The sequence below is a fragment of the Pseudomonas urmiensis genome (assembly GCF_014268815.2).
Classification (GTDB): domain Bacteria; phylum Pseudomonadota; class Gammaproteobacteria; order Pseudomonadales; family Pseudomonadaceae; genus Aquipseudomonas; species Aquipseudomonas urmiensis.
The window spans coordinates 1,626,429-1,649,036 of record NZ_JABWRE020000001.1 but is presented as its reverse complement, the minus strand read 5'-3'; the positions used below and the strand labels follow the sequence as shown (position 1 = coordinate 1,649,036).

Here is a 22,608-nt window from a genome sequence, read left to right as displayed (position 1 = left end):
AACCTTCGCACCTTGAACGGTGGCCGATCATGCTCCCCATGCCGCAGCACAACCACCTGCTGGCTGCCCTGTCCACGCCGACTTTCGAACGCCTGGAGGGCGATCTTGAGCTCGTGACGTTGCCGTTGGGCAAGTCGCTGTACGAGTCGGGCGATGCCCTGCGCCATGTCTACTTTCCCACAGACTCGATCGTTTCATTGTTGTACGTGATGGAAAATGGCGCCTCAGCGGAAATTTCTGTGGTGGGTAACGAAGGCCTGGTGGGCATCGCGGTGTTCATGGGTGGAGAAAGCACGCCCAGCCGCGCGATCGTTCAAAGCGCCGGCCACGCCTACCGCTTGCCCGGGCAGCGCCTGAAGGACGAATTCAACCGTCACGGCGAACTGCTGCTGTTGATGTTGCGTTATACCCAGGCACTGATTACCCAGATGGCGCAGACCGCGGTGTGCAATCGTCATCACTCCATCGACCAGCAACTGTGCCGCTGGTTGCTGCTGTCGCTGGATCGCCTGCAGAGTGATCAGGTACGCATGACCCAGGAATTGATTGCCAACATGCTGGGGGTGCGCCGTGAAGGAGTAACCGATGCTGCGGGAAAACTGCAGCGTCTGGGCATCATCGAGTACAGCCGCGGCCATATCAAAGTAGTGGACCGTGCCCGGCTCGAAGCGCTGAGCTGCGAGTGCTACGAGGTGGTGAGGAAAGAAACCGAGCGCCTACTGCCCTATCTGCCGCAGCGTGCAATAACCGACCCGCCTTGACGTGAAAGCCCCTTGGCGGGATAGCCCGCACCTGCGTGGCCCTTACCGGATACATGGACTGCATCCGATATTTACCCCGCAGGAACGAGCTAGCCCGGCAAAGGGCCTGCGGCTAACACGTCACTCTGCGACCGAGACGCAAAACGGCCCCGGTCGCAGAACTGAAGATCAACGTTCCTGATCTTTATCCATGTTGCGGTCAGCATTGCCTTGCTGGCCAGCATCGCGCTCACGTTGAGTACCTTGGTTTGGATCATCGGCCATACCGCCACCCGAACCTTGGCCCCCCTGACGCCCTGCGTCAGCTGGACGGTCAGCGTCCTTCGACCAGTCGCCACCGCTCTGTTTACCGCCCTGCTTGCCCATGTCCGACTGACGTTGAGGATCGTTACCCGCACCCCCTTCGGACATCTGGCCACCTTGACGGCCCGCTTGAGAGGCCTTGTCCTGATCCTTGGCCCAGTCACCTTGATTGCCCTGGGCGCCTTTGCCCATGTCGCCACCTTTGTTGCCTTGATTACCAGCCATGATGGTGTACCTCGTTCAGGAACACAGATAAACCTGTGTGTACAGCTGAGACTCGGCGTCGATCCGGGTAATCCTATTTATCTTTGCGTGCGCAGACGAAAGGCCGCAAATGCCGCGGTGCCGGGACTTTTGCGCGCGAGTATCGAGAGCGCAGGTCATCAGGATGTGCCGATGATTCAAACCCTTTCGGGGGTTCGATAATCGCCCATTTTAAACAGCAGATGCATTTTCAAGATTGACGAATTAACTAGATAGTACAAATATCGAGACATCCAACAACAACAAAGCGATGCCCGCCATGACGCCCCGAATCCTCGTGCTCAACGGCCCTAACCTCAATCTACTCGGCACCCGAGAACCCGAGCAGTATGGCCGCGAGACCCTTGCCGACCTTGCCAACGGCTGCGCCGACACCGCTCGCCAGCTGGATATGGAAATCGAATTTCGCCAGACCAATCATGAAGGCGAACTGATCGACTGGATCCATGCCGCCCGCGGTCGCTGCAATGGCATCCTGATCAACCCCGGTGCCTGGACCCATACCTCGGTGGCCATTCGTGATGCCTTGGTGGCCTGTGAACTGCCCGTGATCGAAGTGCATTTGTCCAACGTGCACAAGCGCGAACCGTTCCGCCATATCTCGTTCGTCTCCTCGATTGCGGTCGGGGTGATCTGCGGCCTTGGCAGCCAGGGCTATCGCCTGGCCCTGGCACACTTCGCAGAGCTGCTCGGGGAGCGCGCGGCATGAGCCAGCAGAGTGTTCTTGCCGGTTTGATCGGCCGTGGTATCCAGGCCTCACGCACGCCAGCGCTGCACGAGCGCGAAGGTGATGCGCAGTCATTACGTTACCTGTACCGGTTGATCGATGCAGACCAGCTTGGCCTGGACGACAGCGCCCTGCCCGGTCTGCTCGATGCCGCGCAGCGTACCGGCTTCACCGGGCTGAACATCACCTACCCATTCAAGCAGGCGATTTTGCCACTGCTCGATGAGCTGTCCGATGAAGCGCGCGGTATCGGCGCGGTCAACACGGTGGTGCTCAAAGATGGCAAGCGAATCGGCCATAACACCGATTGCCTGGGCTTCGCTGAAGGCTTGCGGCGCGGTTTGCCCGACGTGCCACGCGCCCACGTGGTGCAGATGGGTGCTGGCGGCGCTGGGGCTGCTGTGGCGCATGCCTTATTGGGTGAAGGGGTCGAGCATCTGGTGCTGTTCGAGGTTGATGCGGCGCGCGGCCAGGCGCTGGTAGATAACCTCAATCAGCATTTCGGCGCAGGCCGGGCCCGCCTTGGTACAGATCTGCCCACTGCGCTGGCGATGGCCGATGGGCTGGTCAATACCACACCGGTGGGCATGGCCAAACTACCCGGAACGCCGCTGCCGGTGGAACTGCTGCATGCGCGGCTGTGGGTAGCGGAGATCATCTACTTCCCACTGGAAACCGCCCTGCTGCGCCACGCGCGAGCGCTGGGTTGCCGTACCCTGGACGGCGGCAACATGGCGGTCTTCCAGGCAGTGAAAGCCTTTGAGCTGTTCAGCGGCCAAGTGGCCAATGCCGACCGGATGCAGGCGCATTTCGCCAGCTTTGCCTGACGCGCCATGTCGCGGGATAGGTCCACGCCCACGGCTTGCCGAGCGTGCAACCGTCCCGCGAATGGCCGATAACTGAAGCGTCAGTCCTTCTCATCGAGCAACGCCTGTATCACCTTCTCCTGCCCCGCATAGTCGCCTTCGCCGAAATGCGCATGGCGTACCTGACCTTGCCGGTCGACAAAGTAATGCGCCGGCCAGAACTGGTTGCCCCAGGCATTCCACACCTGATAGCTGTTGTCCACCGCGACCGGGTAGCCGATGCCTAATTTGGCGAGCTTCTCGCGCAACGTGCCGACATCATGCTCGTAGTCGTACTCAGGCGTGTGCACACCGATCACCACCAAGCCCTGGGCGGCGTAGCGCCTGGCCCAGTCGTTGACATAGGGCAGGCTGCGCTGGCAGTTGATACAGTCCCAGGTCCAGAAGTCGACCAGCACCACCTTGCCCTTGAGCGCTGGTGCATCCAGCGGCGGCGAATTGAGCCATTGGCTGGCGCCACTCAACGATGGCATCGCCCCGTTGCTGTCCTTGGCCAGCAGATGACCCGCCAGCCCCAGGCCGGTCAAGGCCAGCACCACCGCACCGGCTTTGAGCAGCACGCCTGGATTAACTTTCATGGCAGCCGCCGCTGGCATAGGTGCGGTACTGCAGGGTTTGCTGCTGACCGTGAGAGTCGAGGTAGACCATACGTGTGTTGACTACCCCGCAGGCATTGCTCTGGTCATCCATGACCGACAGGACTTTCTTCACATCGAGCCGGTCACCATAGCGATACTGCATCACGCTGCTATCGTCCATCTGCTGGGTGTTTGCTTGAGCGCTGATGGCCGTAAAACCGAGCAGTGCGACCAAGCTGGCATTAATCAGAGTCTTGAAGTTCATGGCATCTCTCCTACATGCGGTTTGCTGATGGGGAGGTGCTTCCCCTTCAGTCGAGAACCATTTCACGCCTGCAAGGTATCGCGGATGTGTCGGTCAAGCGCGAGACGTGCATGCACCTGTATCCAGCAGCAAGCCAGATACACTGCAATACAATCCTCGGCAGGCAAGCGCGCCAACGCCCAGTACACTTGGCTTACTCAAACTAAGGCAGGGCCCGCACGATGGAACACGTCGATCACATCCTGATCGTCGACGACGACCGCGAAATCCGTGAGTTGGTCGGCAATTACCTGAAGAAAAATGGTCTGCGCACCAGCATCGCCGCCGACGGCCGGCAGATGCGCGCCTTCCTTGAGGCCGATGCAGTGGACCTGATCGTGCTCGACATCATGATGCCCGGCGATGACGGCCTGTTGCTGTGCCGCGAGTTGCGCGCGGGCAAGCATCGCAACGTGCCGGTATTGATGCTCACCGCCCGCGACGACGAGACCGACCGCATCATCGGCCTGGAAATGGGCGCCGACGACTACCTGACCAAACCGTTTTCCGCCCGCGAGCTACTGGCGCGGATCAATGCCGTGCTGCGTCGCACGCGCATGCTGCCGCCGAACCTGACCATCAGCGAAAGCAGCCGCATGTTGCGTTTCGGCCCGTGGCGCCTGGACACCACGGCGCGTCACCTGCTTGATGACCAAGGCACCCTGGTGGCCCTCAGTGGCGCCGAATACCGCCTGTTGCGGGTATTTCTCGACCATCCGCAGCGAGTGCTCAGCCGCGAACAGTTGCTCAACCTGACCCAAGGCCGCGAGGCGGACATCTTCGACCGCTCCATCGACCTGTTGGTCAGCCGCCTGCGCCAGCGGCTGGGTGACGATGCGCGAGAGCCGACCTGCATCAAGACCGTGCGCAGCGAAGGCTACGTGTTCTCGCTAGCGGTGCAATTGCTTGAGTCGCCCTCATGAAGTGGCCGCGTACCCTCGCCTCGCGCCTTGCACTGATATTTTTCACCGGGCTGGTATTGGCCTACGGACTGTCATTCGGTTTGCAGGCGTACGAGCGCTACATCAGCAGCCGTTCGATGATGCTCAGCAACCTTGAGCTGGACGTCGCCACCTCAGTCGCCATCCTCGATCGCCTCCCGGCTGCCGAGCGCCCGGCCTGGCTACCGCGACTGGAGCGGCGCACCTACCGCTATAGGCTCGACTCTGGCCAAACCGGATCGGCCATGCCCAGCGAAGACCCGCCGATGGCGGCCGAGTCGATCGTCAAGGCCATCGGCAAGGACTACCGCCTGACGTTTCTGGAAATCCCCGGCCCGCTGACGCACTTCCAGGCACATCTGCGCCTGGCTGACGGCGCGCCGCTGACCATCGACGTCACCCCTGCCACCGTTCCGGTGGCCAGCTGGTTGCCAGTAGTGTTGCTGATCCAGCTGGCAGTGTTGCTGCTGTGCACCTGGCTGGCCGTGCGTCTGGCGATTGGCCCGCTGACCCGGTTGTCCCAGGCCGTGGACAATCTCGATCCGAACACGCCCGGGCCGCAATTGGATGAAAGCGGGCCGCGCGAAGTCAGGTACGCCGCCGCAGCCTTCAATGCCCTGCAAGCGCGCATCGCTGCCTACCTCAAGGAGCGCATGCAGCTGCTGGCGGCAATCTCCCATGATTTGCAGACGCCCATCACGCGGATGAAGCTGCGGGTTGAAGTGATGGACGACGGGGTCGAGAAGGACAAGCTGTGGAGCGACCTGAGCGCCATGGAGCACCTGGTACGCGAAGGCGTCGCCTACGCCCGCAGCATGGACGTGGGCACCGAAGCGCCGTGCCGGATCGACCTCGATGCCTTTCTCGACAGCGTGGTGTTCGACTATCAGGACAGCGGGGCCAAGGTTGAGCGCCTGGGCAGCACCGAGACGACCTTGCAAACCCGCCCGCACGCCCTGCGCCGAGTCCTGGTCAATCTGCTGGACAACGCCTTGAAATTTGCCGGCGCCGCTCAGTTGGAGGTCACTCAACACGCCAATGCCACGGTGATTCGGGTACTCGATGAAGGCCCAGGCATTCCTGCCGAGGAGCTCAACGAAGTACTCAAACCGTTCTACCGGGTAGAAGGCTCGCGCAATCGTGGCACCGGCGGCACGGGTTTGGGCTTGGCCATTGCACAGCAACTGGTGCAGGCCATGGGCGGTACATTGACGTTGAGTAACCGCGAAAATGGCGGGCTCTGCGCCCAGATCGAATTGCGTTGACCGCTGGCTTACAAGCGCATACCTACACTGCGATACATAACTGCAGCGCCTCGACACATTGCAGATACCCCACCCGCGCAAACTCCGAGTCAGTCTTTTCGCTGACCGGAGCCACCCCCAATGACCAGCCTGACCCGTGCCCTGCCCGCGCTCAACCGCTTCGGCGACTGGAGCGCAGATCTGCCTCTGCGACTTTTCCTGGCCTGGGAGTTTTTTGAATCAGGCCTGGAAAAATTCAATGGCAGCAATTGGTTTGCCGATATCCAATCCAACTTTCCCCTGCCTTTCAACCTGCTACCCGCCAGTCTGAATTGGCAGTTGTCGATGTGGGCGGAGCTGATCTGCCCACTGTTGCTGCTGCTCGGGCTAGGCACCCGTTTCGCTTCGCTGGTGTTGATCGGCGTGACAGTGGTAGCCACGGCCGCAGTGCATTGGCCGGCAGAATGGTCGGGGCTGGCGGAACTGGCCCGGGGCTATGCGATCACTGACCAGGGTTATGGCAACTTCAAGCTTCCGCTTATCTATCTGGTCGCCTTGCTGCCGCTGGCGCTCAAGGGCGCGGGCTGGCTGAGCCTGGACCATTGGCTGTGGCATAAGCTCGGTTACTGCCCGCGCAACGCTCGGTAAACATCGCGGCCCCTGCTACGGGGCCGTCGGCGTTTCTACAGCACGCGTTTGATCAACGGCTCCAGACGGCTCAAGCGCAGCCTCTTGAGGAACTTGCGCACCTGCTGCGGATGCTCGCCGGGCTCGCCCAACTCGCTGGCCGAACGCAGTACAGGCGCATGCTGCCTGATCCCCTGCAGCTCAGCCTCGCGAGGTATCAGCCACTGCCCATGTGGGTCGTCGATCAACAAACCATTTTCGAGGTCCAGGTTAAATCCGCGTGGGTTGAGGTTATTACCCGTGAGCAGGCTATAACGTTGGTCGATCCACAAGCCTTTGGCGTGAAAGGTATGCCCCGGATCATTCCAGATGCGCAACACCAACTGGCCGCTGTCGATGGCCGCCTGACGACGTCGGGCGAAGGCCCGCAGGTTGTCTTCGTACAGGTAGGGCAACACCCCACTAGCACTGAACGGCTTACCCGGCTCGACGTAGAAATCATTGGCGGTACGATGACCGACGATGATCTCGACGCCAATGCCGCGGGCCAAGGCCCGGTCAATTTCGCTCATCACCACGCGGGGTGGATTGAAGTACGGGGTACTGATGATGATCTGCGCGCGCGCCGCCGCCAGCAGCGAGCAGATGGCGTGGTTGAGCGGGTTGCCGCGGCCGATGCCCAACAGTGGAATGACCCGCAGGCCATCGATCGCAGGGCTGTCTGGCAATGGGTAGGCCATGCGCCGCAAGCGTGTGCGCAATCGGCGGATGTCCCCGCGCAGACTACGGGTCGATGGCGCCGCTGGCAGGTCCAGGCGGGGTGTGGCGGTACTGGCCAGCACATCGCGCACCAGTTCGACCATGGCATCGGCCAGCGCCGGACAGTCGAACAGGTGATAGCGGTCGAGGCGATAACGCTCGAAACGGTGCAGGTAGACGTTATTAAGGCTGGCGCCGGTGTAGATCACGCAATCATCGATGATGCTGCCCTTGAGGTGCAGCACACCGAACAGCTCGCGGGTTTGCACTGGCACGCCATGAATGATCACATCCAAGCCATGGTGCTCGCGCTGCGCTTGATACCAGGCAGCATTACCCGGCTGGCGGCCCGCCCCTAGCAGGCCACGACGGGCCCGGAACCAATCGACGACGATGACAATGTGCAGTGACGGCCGCGCCGCCTTGGCCTGGTACAGCGCATCCAGAATCTCCTGACCGGCCTCATCTTCCTGCAAGTACAGGGCGACGATGACGATACGCCGAGTCGCGTTGGCAATACGTTCGAGCAAGCAGGAGCGGTAGGTGGCGGCATCAGGCACCACCTCGATGGCTTGCGGTGCCAGGGCAAAGCCTTTGTGCGGTACTGCCACGGATCTGCGGATCAAGCGGTTCACCTCAAGTCGGGAGTGATGGGCACGGCTCACCCGTGCACAGGTGCTGGGTGTACTGACAGGCCCGGCCACGCCCCATCATAGCAACAATGCCAGCAGGCTCGAGTTTCTCCCTGCCCTGCGAACCGACAATGCCTTGGCTTTTACAGGAAGATCGTACAGCTATTGAACGGCGGCAAGCGTCTCTACATTGAAGCGTGTGGTGCCTGAGCCGGCCTCTTCGCGGGCAAGCCCGCTCCTACAGGTGCCGTGCCGCGCACACATTTTGTGACGGCTCAAACACTGTGGGAACGGGCTTGCCCGAAGAGGCCGGTTCAGGCACCACACCTTGGCAGCGGATTGGCCCTGGACCAGGTTATGGTCTGGGCGCTAGGTCAAAGCGGTCCAACTCCATCACCTTGACCCACGCCGCGACAAAGTCTTTGACGAACTTAGCCTCGGCGCCGGTGCTGGCATACACCTCACTCAGCGCACGCAACTGGGCATGCGAGCCAAACACCAGGTCCACCCGGCTGCCGGTCCACTTGCTCTGCCCGGTCTTGCGATCCTTGCCTTCGAAGGTTTGGTTATCGTCCGCGGTCGGCTTCCACTCCACGCTCATGTCCAACAAGTTGCGGAAGAAGTCGTTGGTCAGTTGCCCAGGCTTGTCGGTGAACACGCCGTGCTTGCTGCCAGCGTGGTTGGCGCCCAACACGCGCAGGCCGCCGATCAGCACAGTGAGTTCTGGTGCGGTCAGGGTCAGCAATTGCGCCTTGTCCAGCAGTAGCCGCTCAGCCTTGACGCTATAGGCACCCTTGGAGAAATTGCGGAAGCCATCGGCGAGCGGCTCCAGCACCCCGAACGACTCGACATCGGTCTGCTCCTGCGAAGCATCGACGCGACCAGGATGGAATGGCACGCTGACCGTGTGTCCGGCATCCTTGGCAGCCTTCTCCACCGCCGCAGTACCGGCCAGAACGATCAGGTCGGCCAGCGACACCTGCTTGCCGCCCACGCTGAACTCACTGCGAATTTTCTCCAAGGTGGTCAGTACCTTGTCCAGCTGTTCAGGCTGGTTGGCCGCCCAGAATTTCTGCGGTGCCAGACGCAACCGGGCACCATTGGCGCCGCCGCGTTTATCCGAGCCACGGAAGGTCGAAGCCGACGCCCACGCGGTAGCTACCAGCTCGCCGATGCTCAGGCCGCAAGCGAGCACCTTGGCTTTCAAATCAGCGATGTCCTGCTCGCTGATCACCGCTGCCGGCGCTGGCGGCAGTGGATCTTGCCACAGCAGCTCTTCCTGGGGCATTTCCGGCCCCAGGTAGCGCGCCAATGGGCCCATGTCGCGGTGGATCAGCTTGTACCAGGCGCGGGCAAAGGCGTCCGCCAACTGATCAGGGTTGTCCTTGAACCGCCGAGCGATGGGCTCGTAGATCGGGTCGAAGCGCAGCGCCAGGTCCGAGGTGAGCATCGACGGAGCATGGCGCTTGCTGGGGTCATGGGCATCGGGAATCTGCCCTGCCCCATCACCGTTTTTCGGCCGCCACTGGTTGGCACCCGCCGGGCTTTTGGTCAGCTCCCAGTCGAAGCGGAACAAGTTCTCCAGGTATTCGTTGCTCCATTTGGTCGGGGTCGAGGTCCAGGTCACCTCCAGGCCGCTGGTGATGGTGTCGCCACCCTTGCCGGTGCCGAACGTGTTATGCCAGCCAAACCCTTGCTGCTCCAGGGGTGCAGCTTCAGGTTCCGGACCGACATTATCGGCAGGGCCAGCGCCGTGAGTCTTGCCAAAGGCGTGGCCGCCTGCGATCAGGGCGACGGTTTCTTCGTCGTTCATCGCCATGCGGCCGAAGGTTTCGCGGATATCCTTGCCCGAGGCGATGGGGTCGGGATTGCCTTCCGGACCTTCCGGGTTCACATAGATCAGGCCCATCTGCACGGCGGCCAGCGGGTTTTCCAGGTTGCGCTCGCCCTGCAAGGTGCGGCTCTGTTCTTCTCCATGCTTGGCAGGCTCGGCCACCAGATCACCCTGGCCGGGCGCCTGGGCCTTGCCGTAGCGGGTGTCGCCGCCCAGCCAGACTTTCTCCGAGCCCCAGTAGACATCTTGATCCGGCTCCCACACATCGGCGCGGCCACCCGAAAAGCCAAAGGTCTTGAAGCCCATCGACTCAAGCGCGACGTTGCCGGTAAGCACGATCAGATCTGCCCAGGATATCTTTTCGCCATATTTCTGCTTGATTGGCCACAGTAAACGCCGCGCCTTATCCAGACTGACGTTGTCTGGCCAACTATTGAGTGGCGCATAGCGCTGCTGACCGGAGCCTGCGCCACCGCGCCCATCACCGATGCGGTAGGTGCCGGCACTGTGCCAGGCCATGCGGATGAACAGCGGACCGTAGTGGCCGAAGTCGGCCGGCCACCAGTCCTGGGAATCGGTCATCAAGGCAGTCAGGTCTTGTTTCAGGGCTTGGAAATCCAGGCTCTTGAACGCCTTGGCATAGTCGAAATCCGGGTCCATCGGATCGGACTTGCTCGAATGCTGGTGAAGAATGTTCAAGTTGAGCTGGTCAGGCCACCAGTCACGGTTACTGGTGCCGCCACCTGCGGTTTGATGGAACGGGCATTTCGATTCGTTCGACATCTGCGGTTACCTTTGGGTCGGGTTCTATCCAGATTTCCGGTCTATGCCAGGTTTGATCAGCCGAGCACGAAGGCTCATGCCTACCCCTCATCAGGTGGGTAGGTCTTCGCCGATACGGGCGTGCGAGCGTGTCATCACGTGCAGCGCAGTGTCTTGCACCCAGGTGCTGCCACGCCGCCCGCGCAGGCTTTTCACAGGGCCAGGGACAAGACTAGTCGAGCCTCGCAAGACTTCTAATAGAGTCCGTATTGGCTGCCAATAGCCTGACTCTGTCAGCGCACATCGATACAAGCAGCAAGGCGGCGGACATGCTTGAATATGACGCCACACCTCCCGACCGAGAGCCCTTGCCTTATGAACCGCAATGACCTGCGTCGCGTCGACATGAACTTGCTGGTCGTGTTCGAAGCCTTGATGCTCGAACGCAACCTGACCCGCGTCGCAGAAAAGCTGTTCATCTCCCAGCCTACCGTGAGCGCCGCTCTGGCCCGCCTGCGCGATCTGTTCGACGATCCATTGCTAATCCGCAATGCTCGTGCAATGGAGCCCACGGCACGGGCGCTGCAGATCTTCGCCGAACTGGCGCCGGCAATGGATGTGATTTCAGCTGCCATCAGCCGCGCCAAGGCGTTCGAGCCTGCCACCAGCTGCAATGTGTTTCGCCTCGGTTTGTCGGACGATGCCGAGTTCGGCCTGTTCCCTGATCTGCTCCAGGCCCTGCGCGAAGAAGCGCCACAGATTAGCGTGGTGGTGCGCCGGGCCAACTTCCTGTTGATGCCTGGGCTGCTGGCCTCAGGGGAAATCTCGGTTGGCGTCAGCTACACCACCGACCTGCCGGCCAACGCCAAGCGCCGCAAGCTCCGTGACATCGGTGTGAGAGTATTGCGCGCAGATACCCGCCCAGGGCCGTTGAGCCTCGACGAATACTGCGCCAGACCGCACGTGATGGTGTCGTTCTCAGGTGACATGAGCGGCAATATCGACATGGACCTGGCACGCATTGGCCGCTGCCGCAAAGTGGTGCTGGCCGTGCCACAGTTCGGGAGCCTGCGCGCCCTGCTGCGCAATACTGAATTAATTGCCACAGTGCCGGACTATGCTGCCCGCGCCCTGGCGGACGACGGTAGCCTGCGCGCCGACCCGGCGCCTTTTGCCATCAGCGAAGCCGAGCTGTCGATGGCCTGGAGCAGCGCCCATGACAACGACCCTGCCGAACGCTGGTTGCGCGAGCAGATCCTGCAGTTCATGGCCTCGGGCAACTGAACTGCAAGCCCCTTGAGATCAGGCCTTTTTACCGCGCTGCATCCACGCCGCGCCCAGCCCGCTCAGGCAGATGATGGCGATGCCCACCAGGCTGGTGGTGTCTGGCGCCTGGCCGAAGATCAGCAGGCCCAACAGGCCGGCGAAGACGATCTGGCAGTAACTGAACGGTGCCAGCAACGCCGGCGCGGCAAAGCGAAACGCCTGGGTCAGCAGCAGGTGCGCAGTCATACCAAAGCCGCCCAGGGCCAGCATCAACAGAGCGTGATGCCATTGCGGCGTCTGCCAGAAAAACGGCACCAGCGCCGTCATCACCAGGGTATTGCACAGGCCTGCGTAGAAGTTGCTGGTGGTCGGGCTGTCGTACACCGCCAGTTTACGCGTCAGCACCTGATAGAAGCAGAAGCCCAACGCCGAACCGAACGGGAACAGGATCGCCGGGGTGAACATCGCCCCGCCCGGATGCACCACCACCAGCACACCCACGAAACCCATCACCACCGCCAACCACTGGCCGAGCGTGACCCGTTCCTTGAGCAGCGGCACCGACAAGGCAGTCACCAGCACCGGAGCGAGGAAGTTGACTGCCGTTGCCTCAGCCAACGGTAGGTATTGCAGGCCGGCAGTGAACAGCAGGCTGGTGCTCAGCAGGCTCAAGGCGCGCAGAGTCTGTAGCACCGGGCGATGGGTACGCAGTACCGCCATGCCGGCCCTGGGCAGGAAGATCCCGGCCATCAACAGGGTGTGCACCAGGTAGCGTGCCCAGACCACCATGATGATCGGATAAAGACCGCCGAGGAACTTGGACAGGGCGTCGTGGCTGGCAAATAGAAGCGTGGCGACGACGACCAGCGCGATCCCTCGCAGAGGCTGATTGACTCCAGACAGCGGTGTACTCGAACTCATGGCGTTCTCGAAGGTGGCGTCGGCGGTTGCCGCGCCCGGGGACCTGCGCCGCCTTTGGGCAGCACGGATGTAATGACGGATTCTAGAAGAGATGAGTCAGCTTGCGATAGCCGCGATGCCGTCACAGCACCCTTGCGGACAATTTGCGTTCGCTGATCGACCACTTTTGCTCAACCCTGCATGGTCTGCCCGGTACCGATGCACCACCATGGGCCTGGCCTCTACCACTTGAACAAGGAGTTTTCATGCATAGGCTCACCTCCCAGCATGGCCTGGACATGCCCGCCATTGGCCTGGGCACTTGGCCGATGACTGGCGCCGAGTGCACCCGCGCCGTGCACCAGGCGCTGGAGCTTGGTTATCGGCACATCGATACCGCGACGGCGTACGACAACGAAGCTGCGGTAGGCCAGGCGCTGCGTGATAGCCCTGTCGCGCGTGAGCAGATCCACCTCACCACCAAAGTCTGGTGGGATCGCCTGACACCGACGGCGATGCGCCAATCGCTGGAGGACAGCCTGCGCGCCCTAGGCACCGAGCAGGTGGACCTGTTTCATATCCACTGGCCCGGTAAGGACTGGGACCTGGCGCGCAGTATCGACACCCTGGTGGCGCTGCGAGACGAAGGCAAGGCACGTTGCATCGGCGTGGCCAACTTCCCGCTGGGCCTACTACGCCAAGTGGCCGAAGAGCTGGGCGCACCGCTGTCGGCGATTCAGGTGGAGTACCACGCCCTGCTCGACCAGCAGCCATTGCTCGACTACGCCCGCCAGCACGGCATGGCGCTGACGGCCTATACCCCGCTCGCCCGTGGCCGGGTCGCCGAACAGCAGGTCATCCGCGACATCGCCGCCAAACACGGCGCACTGCCCAGCCAGGTTGCGTTGAAATGGCTGCTTGACCAGGACGGCGTGGCGGTGATTCCCAAGGCCAGCAGTGAGCACAATCAATTGTCCAACCTGGCGGCGTTGCAGGTGCAGTTGGATGATCAGGACCGGGCGCTGATCGCCGCCTTGCCGAAGGATCAACGGGTGGTCAACCCTGAGTTTGCTCCAGACTGGAACAGTTGAGCCCAGGAGCCGCTGCGATGGGTTGCGCAGCGGCCCTAGCGCACTTCAGCGCAGCAACGCCACGCTCTTCAAGCGCTCGCAGGCAGGCGCTGGCCGACCATACAGGTAGCCCTGGAAGTGCGAGCAACCCTCGGCGCGCAAGCGCTCCATCTGTTCAGCTGACTCCACACCTTCAGCCGTGGTCTTGATCATCAGGCTGTTGGAGAGCTCAGTAATGGCGCGGATGATCGACATCGCCTCGCGGCTGTCGCACATGTCATGGACGAACGACTTGTCGATCTTGATCCGATCGAACGGGAACGAGCGCAGATAGCCCAGCGACGAGTAGCCAGTGCCAAAGTCGTCCAGGGAAATCGACACGCCCAAGTCCTTCAGCGCCCGCAGGGTGCGCACGTTTTCCTCACTGTTACCCAGCAGCACCGATTCGGTGATCTCCAGCTCCAGGCGCAGCGGCGACAAACCGGAATCGGACAACGCCAGGGCGACGATATGCACCAGGTTGGCATTTTTGAACTGCACCGGTGACAGGTTGACCGAGACCACTTGTTCAGTGCCCCAGGTGGCCGCCTCCTGGCACGCCAGGTTGAGCGCACGGGCGCCGATTTCATGGATCAGCCCAGTCTCTTCGGCAATCGGGATGAAGTCCATCGGCATGATCATGCCCCGGCCCGGGTGCTCCCATCTCAGCAACGCTTCGTAGCCGGTCACCTCGTGGCTTTGTTGATCCACCACGGGCTGGTAATGCAATTGCAACTGGCCCAGGTGCAAGGCCGTGCGCAAGTCGGTTTCGACCAAGCGGCGCTGGCGGGCAGCCACGTCCAGCTCAAGGTGGAAGCACTCGAAGCGATTGCGCCCATTGCGCTTGGCTTCGTACAGGGCCATGTCGGCGTAGCCGAGCAGTTGTTCGGCCTGGTCGTGATCGTCCGGGGCGATGGCGATACCGATGCTCACCCCCACCGAAAACTGATGCCCTTCGATCTGGAACGGCGGGCACATGGCTTCGATCAAGCGCCGGGCGGTGTTGCAGGCAGATTCGGCGGTGTCCAGGCCAGCCAGAATCACGGCAAATTCATCGCCGCCCAGTCGGGCCAAGGTGTCATGTTCGCGCAGCTCCCGGCGCAGGCGTTTGCCCAGGGCGCGCAGTAGCTTGTCGCCAAAGGCATGGCCGAGGGAGTCGTTGATGTTCTTGAAGTTGTCCAGGTCCAGGCACAGCGCGGCGGTCAACTTGCCGGTGTCTTCGCCGCGCAGCAGCGCCTGCTTGAGCCGCTCGTTGAACAGGGTGCGGTTGGGCAGGCCGGTCAGAGCGTCATGATGGGCCATGTGGTGGATCTGCGCATGCGCGGCCAACTCTTCGGTGGCGTCTTCAGCGACGAACATGACGTAGTCGGCCTGGCCCTCACGCTTTTGGCTGAGCAAGGCGCGGCTACGCAAGGTGCGCGGACCGCGAGCCGTCTCTACCCGTGTTTCGGCAGCATAACCCTTGGTGCTGCGGGCACCGTTGGCCAGCTGCAGTTGCAGATACTCGGCAGCGCCGGGCAACAGGCATTCGCCCGGCAGGCGACCAATCATGCTCGCGCCCTGGCTGCCGAACAGGCGCTCGGCCTGCTGGTTGGCCAGCAGGATGCGCTGGCTGTCCAAGTCCTGGACGATGACGCTGGCAGGGATGTTGGCAATCACCGAATCAAGAAAGCGCGACAAGTTGGCCATTTCCTGGCTGTACTGTTCAGCCAAGACCTTGGCCTCAAGCAGCTCAAGCTCGTAGCGGTGGCGCTCGGAGATGTCGCGGGTGACCTTGGCAAAGCCGAGCAGTTGGCCTTGTTCATCACGCACCGCATCGATTACCACATGGGCACGAAACGCACTGCCATCCTTGCACACCCGCCAGCCCTGCTCTTCGAAACGGCCAGTGCGCCGCGCTTGTTCCAGGTTCTGTTCGGGCAGCCCGGCTGCGCGGTCTTCATCTTCATAGAACAGGGAATAGTGCTTGCCCACGACCTCATCGGCGCTGTAGCCCTTGGCTCGCTGCGCCCCCGGATTCCAATTGGCGACCACGCCATCGGGGGTGAGCATGTAGATGGCATAGTCCACCACGCTCTGGATCAACAGCCGGTACATGATGTCGGAACTGGCAACTAGCGACATGGGTTTTCCCTGAACCTGCGACACGCACGAATGAATCCCCGGCCAGAGCGGCCGGGCCTTGAATAAGACGTGCTGGCATTATGCCGTGCAACCAACCATTTTGTGAACTGCGTCACATTTTCGGCGGGCGCTGTGGCAGGTATCAGTGGGTTTGAGTGGGTACCCAGTAATTGATCAGGTCGGTATCGTCCTCCAAGCTTATGGACTGGACCGGGCGTGGCAGGTCTGCCAGCACCGCGCTGCAAAATGCCATAGCCAGGCGATCTTGGCGATAGCAACGCAGCAACCAGTTGTGGGCGTCACTGCCCAGGTCAGCTGTCGCTCGGGCTGACGTCATCGCGGGACAAGCCCGCTCCCACGCAGTATTTCAACGTGGGCTTGCCCCGCGATGACGCTGAAGGTCCACGTGGGAGCGGGCTTGCCCCGCGATGACATCAGTATTGACACCCCGCGATCAAACCGCAGCCACCGCGTCGATTTCCACCAACATCCCATCCAGCGCCAAGCGCGGCACCGGAATCAACGTGCAGGTGGGTTTCATCTGCGTACCCCAGGCCCGATCAGCCTCGGCCACCCACTGGCGCAGGCGCTGCTGATCATGCTCGACAATCAACAACGTCAGCTTGCACACCTGTTCAAGCCCAGCGCCCTTGGACGCCAACGCCAGGCGCAAATTGGCCAGGGCCTGGCGTGCCTGCTCGGCGAACAGCGGCGAGAGATTGCCCTGGGCATCCTCCCCACCTTGCCCGGCGATGAACAACAAACGGCTACCGGCCTGAACTTCAGCGACATGCGAATAGGCATTGGCGCTGGGGTCGTACAGCCCTTCGGGATTGGACAGTTGCAATGCACTGCTCATAAGGTCGCCCCATCGATGAAAAGAGCAACCGAGTATCAGACCTCAAGTAAAGTCGAGGTCAAGCCCATGCTACTTTTCCTCCAGTACCGCCCTGCCCTTGACCGCCCGCGGCCCGCGCCAGGCCCAGAACAGCAACCCGGGAATCGGTGCATAAACCACAAAGACAATCCACAACATCTTGCGTTCGGCGCGTCGCTCGCTGCCGATGATGTGCCAAATGGCCCAGATCTCCATCAGGATCACAAAGGCGGCGACGATGATCCAGAGCGTTCCGATTTCCATGAGCGTTCTCCTGTGAGCGTGTACTGGGTTGGGTAGCAGCCAGCGTCAAGGGTTCATTCGGATGTTGTCCAGCACGCCGCACGCTGGCAGAGTGGACAGCCGCTCTGCCCTGCACCTTGGAGACTTTGCATGCGTTTCAACCCTCGCCTGCTCGCCAGCGCCCGGCATATCGTGGTGTTTACCGGCGCCGGGGTATCTGCCGAAAGCGGCATCGCCACTTTTCGCGACAAGCTCACCGGCCTGTGGGAGCGTTTCGATCCGGCCGAGTTGGCCAGTGCCGAAGGTTTTCGCCGCGATCCAGCGCTGATCTGGGGTTGGTACGAGATGCGCCGGGCCGGCATTGCCCAGGCCCAGCCCAACCCCGCGCACCTGGCGATCGCCGAACTCGCTCAGCGAGTGCCGAAGCTGACCTTGGTCACGCAGAATGTCGATGACCTGCATGAGCGCGCTGGCAGCGCGGATGTCCTGCACCTGCACGGGCAGTTGGATGCAGCGCGTTGCTTTGACTGTGCGCGACCAGCGGGCGCGGTACTGGAGCTGCCCGAGGGCGCTGGCGACGGCAAGCGCATCGAGCCGCCGCTGTGCAGCGCCTGTGGCGGCCCGCTGCGACCAGGGGTGGTGTGGTTTGGCGAGAACCTGCCAGAGCAGGCGCTAAGCCAAGCATTTCTGGCGGCAGCCGATTGCGACCTGTTGCTGTCGATCGGCACCTCAGGCGTGGTGCAACCGGCGGCGATGATCCCCGGCGTGGCGCTTGAGGCCGGGGCCAGGGTGGTGCATATCAATCCGCAAGTGACAGGGGCTGGCCATGCCAGGGAGTTTGCCCTCGCTGGCAAGGCGGGCGAGCTGTTGCCGCAGCTGCTTAGAGAAGCATTCGGCTAAGTGCAAACGACCTCAAGGTCGCTTGGCCTGATCTAGGGCGGCCTTCAGTGCGTTGGCGTCTGCGTACTCCTGTTGCGCCACCAGGCTGGCGTTGTCCAGCTGCAACCACAGTACCTGGCCCTCTTTGCCTGGATAGCGGCTGGCCACCTGGCCATCGCGGTCGAGCAGCACGCGGTAGCTGTAGTCGCGCATGGCCGGGATGGCGAACAGCTTGCTGATGATCGCCGGCATACGTTGAATGTCGGCCACGAACACCGCGCCCCGGGCTTCAAGGTAGCCCTGGGGCTGCTCGGCCAGGGCCGCCTTGACCAGCTTGGCACCGTCCATATCGCGCGCTACCAGCAAAATGCGCGTGCTGGGGCCGAGGCTATAGGCCTGATCGTGTTGATCGGGCAGCGTCCAGGGGGCGAGCTTGTCGCCGGTCTCCAAGGCCTGGGCCAGGACCGGTAGCAGGGCGAACAGCAGTGCGATGGCGTATTTCATTGCGGGTTCTCGGGTGCTTGGGAGGGGCAGCATAAAGCACAAAATGGATATTGGCAGTGCCGGCCTGTTCGCAGGCAAGCCCGCTCCTACAGGGATCGCGTTGCTGTTGAGATTGCGCGGGTTTACCCGCTAAGGGGCCGGCACTGCCAAGCCCAGGACTTGCCTGAACACGACCTCCAATACCACCCTGCCACCGGCACAGTTGTCTTTCCCCCGCCCCCCAAGCACACTCACCCGAGCCAGCCAGGAAGCGGAGTCCGCAGTGCCCACACCACGCCATTTCAGCAAGAAGACCAGCACCAGCAACATGCTGCGGCTCAAGTCCGCCACAGGCGAGGCGCACAAGCCATATCGGGTCGATTTCGTCTTGCTCGAACACTTCTCCATGGCCAGTTTCACCGTGGCGATGGACGTGCTGGTCACCGCCAACCTGCTGCGCGCCGACAGTTTCAGCTTTACCCCGCTGTCGCTGGATGGCGAGCGAGTGCTCAGTGACCTGGGCCTGGAACTGATCGCCAGCGACCTCGACCCTGCCGAGCTCAAAGCGTTGGATCTACTGGTCATCTGTGGCGGCCTGCGCACCCCACTCAAATATCCAGAACTCGACCGTCTGCTCAATGACTGCGCAGCGCACGGCTTAGCCATGGGCGGGCTGTGGAATGGCGCCTGGTTCCTCGGCCGCGCTGGGGTGCTGGCCGACTATGGCTGCAGCATCCACCCCGAACAACGCGCCAGCCTTGCCGAGCGCAGCCCGCAAACACGCATCACCCCGGCAAGCTTCACCTTGGACCGCGACCGCCTCACCGCCGCCAGCCCCAACGGCGCCATGGAGCTGATGCTTGGCCTGGTACGGCGCTTGTACGGTGACGCCCTGGCCGAAGGCGTCGAGGAGATCCTGTCGTTCTCCGGCGCTCGTTATCGCCAGGTCGGGCCAGGGGCTAAGAAGTCGATGAGCCTGCACCTGCGGACCATCGTCGAGCTGATGGAAAACAACCTGGAAGAGACCCTCAGCCTGGACCAGCTCGCCGCCTACAGCGGCCGCTCGCGGCGGCAGATCGACCGCCTGTTCCAGGCTCAGCTAGGCACCTCGCCACGGCGCTACTACATGGAGCTGCGCATCACCAAGAGCCGGCGCTTGCTGCAGTACTCCGACCTGTCGGTGATGGAAGTGGCAGTGGCCTGTGGCTTTGTCTCGGTATCGCACTTCAGCAAGTGCTATGCGGCGTACTTCGGCTACCCGCCGTCGCGCGAGCAACGGCTGGGCGAGTGACGGCGATCAGGCGCGGATGTAGTTGATCACCGCTTCGCAGATCATCTGCTTGTGGCGCTGCTTGACCTGTTCATCGGACAGGTCGATCTGGAAGATATCGCTGAAGGTATGGCGGTTGGAAACCCGATAGAAGCAGAACGAGCTCATCAGCATGTGCAGGTCGATGACCTCGATGCCCGCACGGAACACCCCTTCCTCGACACCCCGTTGCAAGGTCCTGGCCAACGCCTGCAAGACCAGGCTGCTCATTTCGCGAATGGCCGGGGTTTGCTTGACGTATTCGCCGTAGTGAATGTTCTCGGTGCAGACGATGCGCACGAAATCGACGTTGCGATCATGGTGATCGAAGGTGAATTCGACCAGGCGGCGGATCGCTTGCTCGGCCGGCAATGCCTCCATGTCGAGGTTCTGCTCGGTTTTGCGAATGTCTCCATAGAGCTTGACCAGGCACTCGACGTACAGCTGCTCCTTGCTGCCGAAGTAGTAGTAGATCATGCGCTTGGAGGTGGCGGTGCGCTCGGCGATGGCGTCGACCCGGGCGCCGGCCAGGCCCTGCTGGACGAACTCACTGATGGCGGCCTGGAGGATGTCCTCGCGGGTCTTCTCAGGGTTGTTCTTGCGCGCCTTGCGCCCCCCTTCGATGGCAGGCTGGCCGAGGCTGACTACAGAATCACTCATACCCACTCACAGGCTGTTTATTGGAATAAGCCAGGGATTATCCGTGAGTGGGACCTAGCAGGGAAGCGCGCTGTTGGTCGAGTGGTCAGGATCTTAGAGTGCCAGTGCCGACCTCTTCGCGGACAAGCCCGCACACATGTCCCTGCACAGCGCAAGCTGTGTGACCGACTCGGTCCCTGTGGGAGCGGGCTTGCCCGCGAACGAGCCAACGCGCATCGGGCCTTAAAGCACCAGTCTACGCGCCGCCCCGCTGCGCGCCTTGGCCATCGCCGCCAAGCGTACCGCGACGTTGGCCGCGCCGTATCCTGCGTATCCCCCCTTGCGCTGGATGATCTCGAAGAAGAAGCGCTCCTCGAACGGCTCGGTGTAAACGTGGAAGAACTCGCCGCCCTGGGCATCACGGTCGTACAGCACGTTGTAGTACGCCAGCTCACTGAGAAACTCATCGTCGAAATCAAAGCGTGCGGCCAGGTCGTCGTAGTAGTTCAGCGGGATCTCCAGCAACGGCACCCCTGCTTCTTTGGCGCGCGCTACTTCGCGGAAGATGTCCGCACAATCGAAGGCGATGTGGTGCACGCCTGAGCCACGATAATTCGACAGTGCGTGGGCGATGGCGGTGTTGCGGTTCTCGGAAATGTTCAGCGGCAAACGCAGGCTGCCGCACTGGCTGCGCAACGCCCGGCTCTTGACCAGGCCATAGGGGTCGGGCAGCACCACCTCGTCATCGGCGGCGAAGTCGAACAGGCTCTTGTAGAACAGCACCCAGCTGTCCAGCGACTCGGCTGGCAACGCCAGGGCCATGTGATCGATACGCTGCAGACCACCGGTGGCCTCATTGCCAGCATCAAGACGAAAATCACTGTCATAGATGGTCTGCCCCGCCCCGGCCTGCTCCACCAGGTAGATCAGGCTGCCATCCGGCGCCCTGACAGCGGGGATCTCTCGCTCGTTAGGACCGACCAGGCCACGGAACGGCTGGCCCCGGTAGGCGGTGGCACGCTGCAACGCAGCTTGGCCATCCTTGACCCGTAACGCAGTGGCACACAGCGAAGGGCCGTGGGCTTCGAAGAAGTTATGCGCGAACGAATAAGGCTCGGCATTGAGCACGATGTTGATATCGCCCTGGCGCAGCAAGCGCACGCCCTTGCTGCGGTGCGCCCCGGCCTCGGCAAAGCCCAGGCGCTTGAGCCAGCCGCCCAGACGCGCACCAACCGCTTCGTCGACGGCAAATTCGAGGAACTCAACGCCATCATAGGCACTGGCCGCCGGCGGGGCGAACAGCACATCGGGCTCTACCGCTCGCGCCTCGCGTTGCAATTGCAGACGGGTCTTTTCTTCCAGATAGAGCAGTGAGCGCAGGCCATCGGCGGCGTTCTGCCGGGTCGGCGCGGCGCGGAAGCCATCGTTGAAGATCTCCAGCGACAACGGCCCGCGATAACCCGTCGCCAGGATTGGCGCAAGGAACCCCGCCAGGTCCATTTCACCTTGCCCCGGGAAGCAGCGGAAATGCCGGCTCCACTCCAGCACGTCCATGGCCAGGATCGGCGCATCGGCCATCTGCACGAAGAAGATCTTGTCGCCAGGAATGTCGCCGATCGCGCGAGGGTCGCCCTTGAGCGACAAGGTGTGGAAACTGTCCAGGATCACCCCAAGCGCCGGATGATCAGCCTGGCGGACCAGGTTCCACACCTGCTGATAGGTGTTGACGTGACGGCCCCAGGCCAAGGCTTCGTAGCCAATGCGCAAACCTCGGGCGCCTGCGTGTTCGGCCAGCAGGCGCAAGTCATCTACCAGCAGCTGTTCATCGCCCAGGGCATCGGCCTGGACGTTGCTGCACACCAGCACCAGGTCGGTACCCAGCTCCTGCATCAGGTCGAACTTGCGTTCGGCGCGGTCGAGGTTTTTCTGTAGCCGGTCCCGGCGGCAGCCTTCGAAGTCGCGAAACGGCTGAAACAGGGTGATGGCGATACCCAGGTCGGCACACATCTGGCGAATCTCGCGCGGGCTGCCGGCGTAGTAAAGCAGATCGTTTTCGAAGATCTCGACGCCGTCAAAGCCGGCTGCGGCGATGGCTTCGAGCTTTTCCGGCAGGGTGCCGCTCAAGGACACGGTGGCAATCGAACGCTGCATGCTGGAGTTCCTTGTTATTGGAGCGC

The 22,608-nt window shown here is 62.1% G+C and carries 22 protein-coding genes; 10 read left to right on the top strand and 12 right to left on the bottom strand.

Annotated features, from left to right (window positions below):
* The first annotated feature begins 29 nt into the window (after positions 1-29).
* Positions 30-761, top strand: a complete 732-nt coding sequence (locus HU737_RS07290) for a Crp/Fnr family transcriptional regulator (RefSeq protein ID WP_186553552.1) — start codon at positions 30-32, stop codon at positions 759-761.
* A gap of 168 nt (positions 762-929) precedes the next feature.
* On the opposite strand, the gene HU737_RS07285 is transcribed toward HU737_RS07290, so the two are convergent.
* Positions 930-1,289 carry a glucose starvation-inducible protein B gene (locus HU737_RS07285; RefSeq protein ID WP_202885248.1) on the bottom strand — a complete coding sequence of 120 codons (360 nt, stop codon included), beginning with the start codon at positions 1,287-1,289 and terminating at the stop codon, positions 930-932.
* 298 nt (positions 1,290-1,587) lie between these two features.
* Here HU737_RS07285 and aroQ point away from each other — a divergent pair, with 298 nt between their 5' ends.
* A complete protein-coding gene (gene aroQ / locus HU737_RS07280) occupies positions 1,588-2,037 on the top strand; it encodes a type II 3-dehydroquinate dehydratase (RefSeq protein WP_186553553.1) in 450 nt (149 codons plus the stop codon).
* Positions 2,034-2,882 carry a shikimate dehydrogenase gene (locus tag HU737_RS07275; protein WP_186553554.1) on the top strand — a complete coding sequence of 283 codons (849 nt, stop codon included), beginning with the start codon at positions 2,034-2,036 and terminating at the stop codon, positions 2,880-2,882. The genes aroQ and HU737_RS07275 overlap by 4 nt, the downstream gene beginning before the upstream one ends.
* A gap of 80 nt (positions 2,883-2,962) precedes the next feature.
* On the opposite strand, the gene HU737_RS07270 is transcribed toward HU737_RS07275, so the two are convergent.
* Together HU737_RS07270 and HU737_RS07265 are read right to left on the bottom strand one after the other, a co-directional pair.
* A complete protein-coding gene (locus HU737_RS07270; protein WP_405129000.1) occupies positions 2,963-3,478 on the bottom strand; it encodes a thioredoxin family protein in 516 nt (171 codons plus the stop codon).
* 10 nt (positions 3,479-3,488) lie between these two features.
* Positions 3,489-3,764, bottom strand: coding sequence for a DUF2790 domain-containing protein (locus tag HU737_RS07265; RefSeq protein WP_186553556.1), 276 nt, complete (start codon positions 3,762-3,764; stop codon positions 3,489-3,491).
* A gap of 221 nt (positions 3,765-3,985) precedes the next feature.
* Here HU737_RS07265 and HU737_RS07260 point away from each other — a divergent pair, with 221 nt between their 5' ends.
* The 3 genes from HU737_RS07260 (at position 3,986) to HU737_RS07250 (ending at position 6,636) form a co-directional block, all read left to right on the top strand.
* Positions 3,986-4,726, top strand: coding sequence for a response regulator (locus HU737_RS07260; protein ID WP_186553557.1), 741 nt, complete (start codon positions 3,986-3,988; stop codon positions 4,724-4,726).
* On the top strand, positions 4,723-6,009 hold the full coding sequence (locus HU737_RS07255; protein ID WP_186553558.1) for a sensor histidine kinase: 1,287 nt from the start codon (positions 4,723-4,725) through the stop codon (positions 6,007-6,009). The genes HU737_RS07260 and HU737_RS07255 overlap by 4 nt, the downstream gene beginning before the upstream one ends.
* A gap of 120 nt (positions 6,010-6,129) precedes the next feature.
* Entirely contained in the window at positions 6,130-6,636 is a 507-nt protein-coding gene (locus tag HU737_RS07250; protein ID WP_186553559.1) for an HvfX family Cu-binding RiPP maturation protein, read from the top strand.
* 35 nt (positions 6,637-6,671) lie between these two features.
* Here the strand turns inward: HU737_RS07250 and pssA are convergent, their stop codons facing one another.
* Positions 6,672-8,009, bottom strand: a complete 1,338-nt coding sequence (pssA, locus tag HU737_RS07245) for a CDP-diacylglycerol--serine O-phosphatidyltransferase (RefSeq protein ID WP_186553560.1) — start codon at positions 8,007-8,009, stop codon at positions 6,672-6,674.
* Positions 8,010-8,361: 352 nt separating this feature from the next.
* The gene (gene katG, locus HU737_RS07240) at positions 8,362-10,623 is read right to left on the bottom strand and encodes a catalase/peroxidase HPI (RefSeq protein WP_186553561.1); all 2,262 of its coding nucleotides are present in this window, start codon (positions 10,621-10,623) and stop codon (positions 8,362-8,364) included.
* 354 nt (positions 10,624-10,977) lie between these two features.
* Between katG and HU737_RS07235 the strand changes: the two genes are divergently transcribed.
* Positions 10,978-11,886 carry a LysR family transcriptional regulator gene (locus tag HU737_RS07235; protein WP_186553562.1) on the top strand — a complete coding sequence of 303 codons (909 nt, stop codon included), beginning with the start codon at positions 10,978-10,980 and terminating at the stop codon, positions 11,884-11,886.
* A gap of 18 nt (positions 11,887-11,904) precedes the next feature.
* On the opposite strand, the gene HU737_RS07230 is transcribed toward HU737_RS07235, so the two are convergent.
* The gene (locus HU737_RS07230) at positions 11,905-12,789 is read right to left on the bottom strand and encodes a DMT family transporter (RefSeq protein WP_186553563.1); all 885 of its coding nucleotides are present in this window, start codon (positions 12,787-12,789) and stop codon (positions 11,905-11,907) included.
* Positions 12,790-13,034: 245 nt separating this feature from the next.
* Here HU737_RS07230 and HU737_RS07225 point away from each other — a divergent pair, with 245 nt between their 5' ends.
* On the top strand, positions 13,035-13,859 hold the full coding sequence (locus HU737_RS07225) for an aldo/keto reductase (RefSeq protein ID WP_186553564.1): 825 nt from the start codon (positions 13,035-13,037) through the stop codon (positions 13,857-13,859).
* 45 nt (positions 13,860-13,904) lie between these two features.
* Here HU737_RS07225 and HU737_RS07220 read toward each other — a convergent pair whose 3' ends face one another.
* From HU737_RS07220 to HU737_RS07210, 3 genes are all read right to left on the bottom strand, one after another.
* Positions 13,905-16,001, bottom strand: coding sequence for a sensor domain-containing protein (locus HU737_RS07220; protein WP_186553565.1), 2,097 nt, complete (start codon positions 15,999-16,001; stop codon positions 13,905-13,907).
* Between the two features lie 454 nt (positions 16,002-16,455).
* A complete protein-coding gene (locus HU737_RS07215; protein WP_186553566.1) occupies positions 16,456-16,860 on the bottom strand; it encodes a RidA family protein in 405 nt (134 codons plus the stop codon).
* Between the two features lie 69 nt (positions 16,861-16,929).
* On the bottom strand, positions 16,930-17,142 hold the full coding sequence (locus HU737_RS07210) for a PLDc N-terminal domain-containing protein (protein ID WP_186553567.1): 213 nt from the start codon (positions 17,140-17,142) through the stop codon (positions 16,930-16,932).
* A 129-nt stretch (positions 17,143-17,271) separates the two neighbouring features.
* Here HU737_RS07210 and HU737_RS07205 point away from each other — a divergent pair, with 129 nt between their 5' ends.
* On the top strand, positions 17,272-18,021 hold the full coding sequence (locus HU737_RS07205; protein ID WP_186553568.1) for an SIR2 family NAD-dependent protein deacylase: 750 nt from the start codon (positions 17,272-17,274) through the stop codon (positions 18,019-18,021).
* 12 nt (positions 18,022-18,033) lie between these two features.
* On the opposite strand, the gene HU737_RS07200 is transcribed toward HU737_RS07205, so the two are convergent.
* Complete coding sequence (locus HU737_RS07200; RefSeq protein ID WP_186553569.1) at positions 18,034-18,504, bottom strand: FAD/FMN-containing dehydrogenase; 471 nt, start codon at positions 18,502-18,504, stop codon at positions 18,034-18,036.
* 262 nt (positions 18,505-18,766) lie between these two features.
* Here HU737_RS07200 and HU737_RS07195 point away from each other — a divergent pair, with 262 nt between their 5' ends.
* Positions 18,767-19,774, top strand: coding sequence for a GlxA family transcriptional regulator (locus HU737_RS07195; RefSeq protein WP_186553570.1), 1,008 nt, complete (start codon positions 18,767-18,769; stop codon positions 19,772-19,774).
* Positions 19,775-19,780: 6 nt separating this feature from the next.
* Here HU737_RS07195 and HU737_RS07190 read toward each other — a convergent pair whose 3' ends face one another.
* A complete protein-coding gene (locus HU737_RS07190; protein WP_186553571.1) occupies positions 19,781-20,452 on the bottom strand; it encodes a TetR/AcrR family transcriptional regulator in 672 nt (223 codons plus the stop codon).
* A gap of 222 nt (positions 20,453-20,674) precedes the next feature.
* Positions 20,675-22,582, bottom strand: coding sequence for a 3-dehydroshikimate dehydratase QuiC (gene quiC, locus HU737_RS07185; RefSeq protein ID WP_186553572.1), 1,908 nt, complete (start codon positions 22,580-22,582; stop codon positions 20,675-20,677).
* Between the last annotated feature and the right edge of the window lie 26 nt (positions 22,583-22,608).

Coding starts and splice junctions, on each gene's coding strand:
- aroQ (WP_186553553.1), top strand. CDS start 1,588: ATGACGCCCCGAATCCTCGTGCTCAACGGCCCTAACCTCAATCTACTC.
- katG (WP_186553561.1), bottom strand. CDS start 10,623: ATGTCGAACGAATCGAAATGCCCGTTCCATCAAACCGCAGGTGGCGGC.
- quiC (WP_186553572.1), bottom strand. CDS start 22,582: ATGCAGCGTTCGATTGCCACCGTGTCCTTGAGCGGCACCCTGCCGGAA.
- HU737_RS07265 (WP_186553556.1), bottom strand. CDS start 3,764: ATGAACTTCAAGACTCTGATTAATGCCAGCTTGGTCGCACTGCTCGGT.
- HU737_RS07190 (WP_186553571.1), bottom strand. CDS start 20,452: ATGAGTGATTCTGTAGTCAGCCTCGGCCAGCCTGCCATCGAAGGGGGG.
- HU737_RS07210 (WP_186553567.1), bottom strand. CDS start 17,142: ATGGAAATCGGAACGCTCTGGATCATCGTCGCCGCCTTTGTGATCCTG.
- HU737_RS07255 (WP_186553558.1), top strand. CDS start 4,723: ATGAAGTGGCCGCGTACCCTCGCCTCGCGCCTTGCACTGATATTTTTC.
- HU737_RS07225 (WP_186553564.1), top strand. CDS start 13,035: ATGCATAGGCTCACCTCCCAGCATGGCCTGGACATGCCCGCCATTGGC.
- HU737_RS07215 (WP_186553566.1), bottom strand. CDS start 16,860: ATGAGCAGTGCATTGCAACTGTCCAATCCCGAAGGGCTGTACGACCCC.
- HU737_RS07260 (WP_186553557.1), top strand. CDS start 3,986: ATGGAACACGTCGATCACATCCTGATCGTCGACGACGACCGCGAAATC.
- HU737_RS07200 (WP_186553569.1), bottom strand. CDS start 18,504: ATGAAATACGCCATCGCACTGCTGTTCGCCCTGCTACCGGTCCTGGCC.
- HU737_RS07220 (WP_186553565.1), bottom strand. CDS start 16,001: ATGTCGCTAGTTGCCAGTTCCGACATCATGTACCGGCTGTTGATCCAG.
- HU737_RS07275 (WP_186553554.1), top strand. CDS start 2,034: ATGAGCCAGCAGAGTGTTCTTGCCGGTTTGATCGGCCGTGGTATCCAG.
- HU737_RS07285 (WP_202885248.1), bottom strand. CDS start 1,289: ATGGCTGGTAATCAAGGCAACAAAGGTGGCGACATGGGCAAAGGCGCC.
- HU737_RS07230 (WP_186553563.1), bottom strand. CDS start 12,789: ATGAGTTCGAGTACACCGCTGTCTGGAGTCAATCAGCCTCTGCGAGGG.
- HU737_RS07290 (WP_186553552.1), top strand. CDS start 30: ATGCTCCCCATGCCGCAGCACAACCACCTGCTGGCTGCCCTGTCCACG.
- HU737_RS07250 (WP_186553559.1), top strand. CDS start 6,130: ATGACCAGCCTGACCCGTGCCCTGCCCGCGCTCAACCGCTTCGGCGAC.
- HU737_RS07205 (WP_186553568.1), top strand. CDS start 17,272: ATGCGTTTCAACCCTCGCCTGCTCGCCAGCGCCCGGCATATCGTGGTG.
- HU737_RS07235 (WP_186553562.1), top strand. CDS start 10,978: ATGAACCGCAATGACCTGCGTCGCGTCGACATGAACTTGCTGGTCGTG.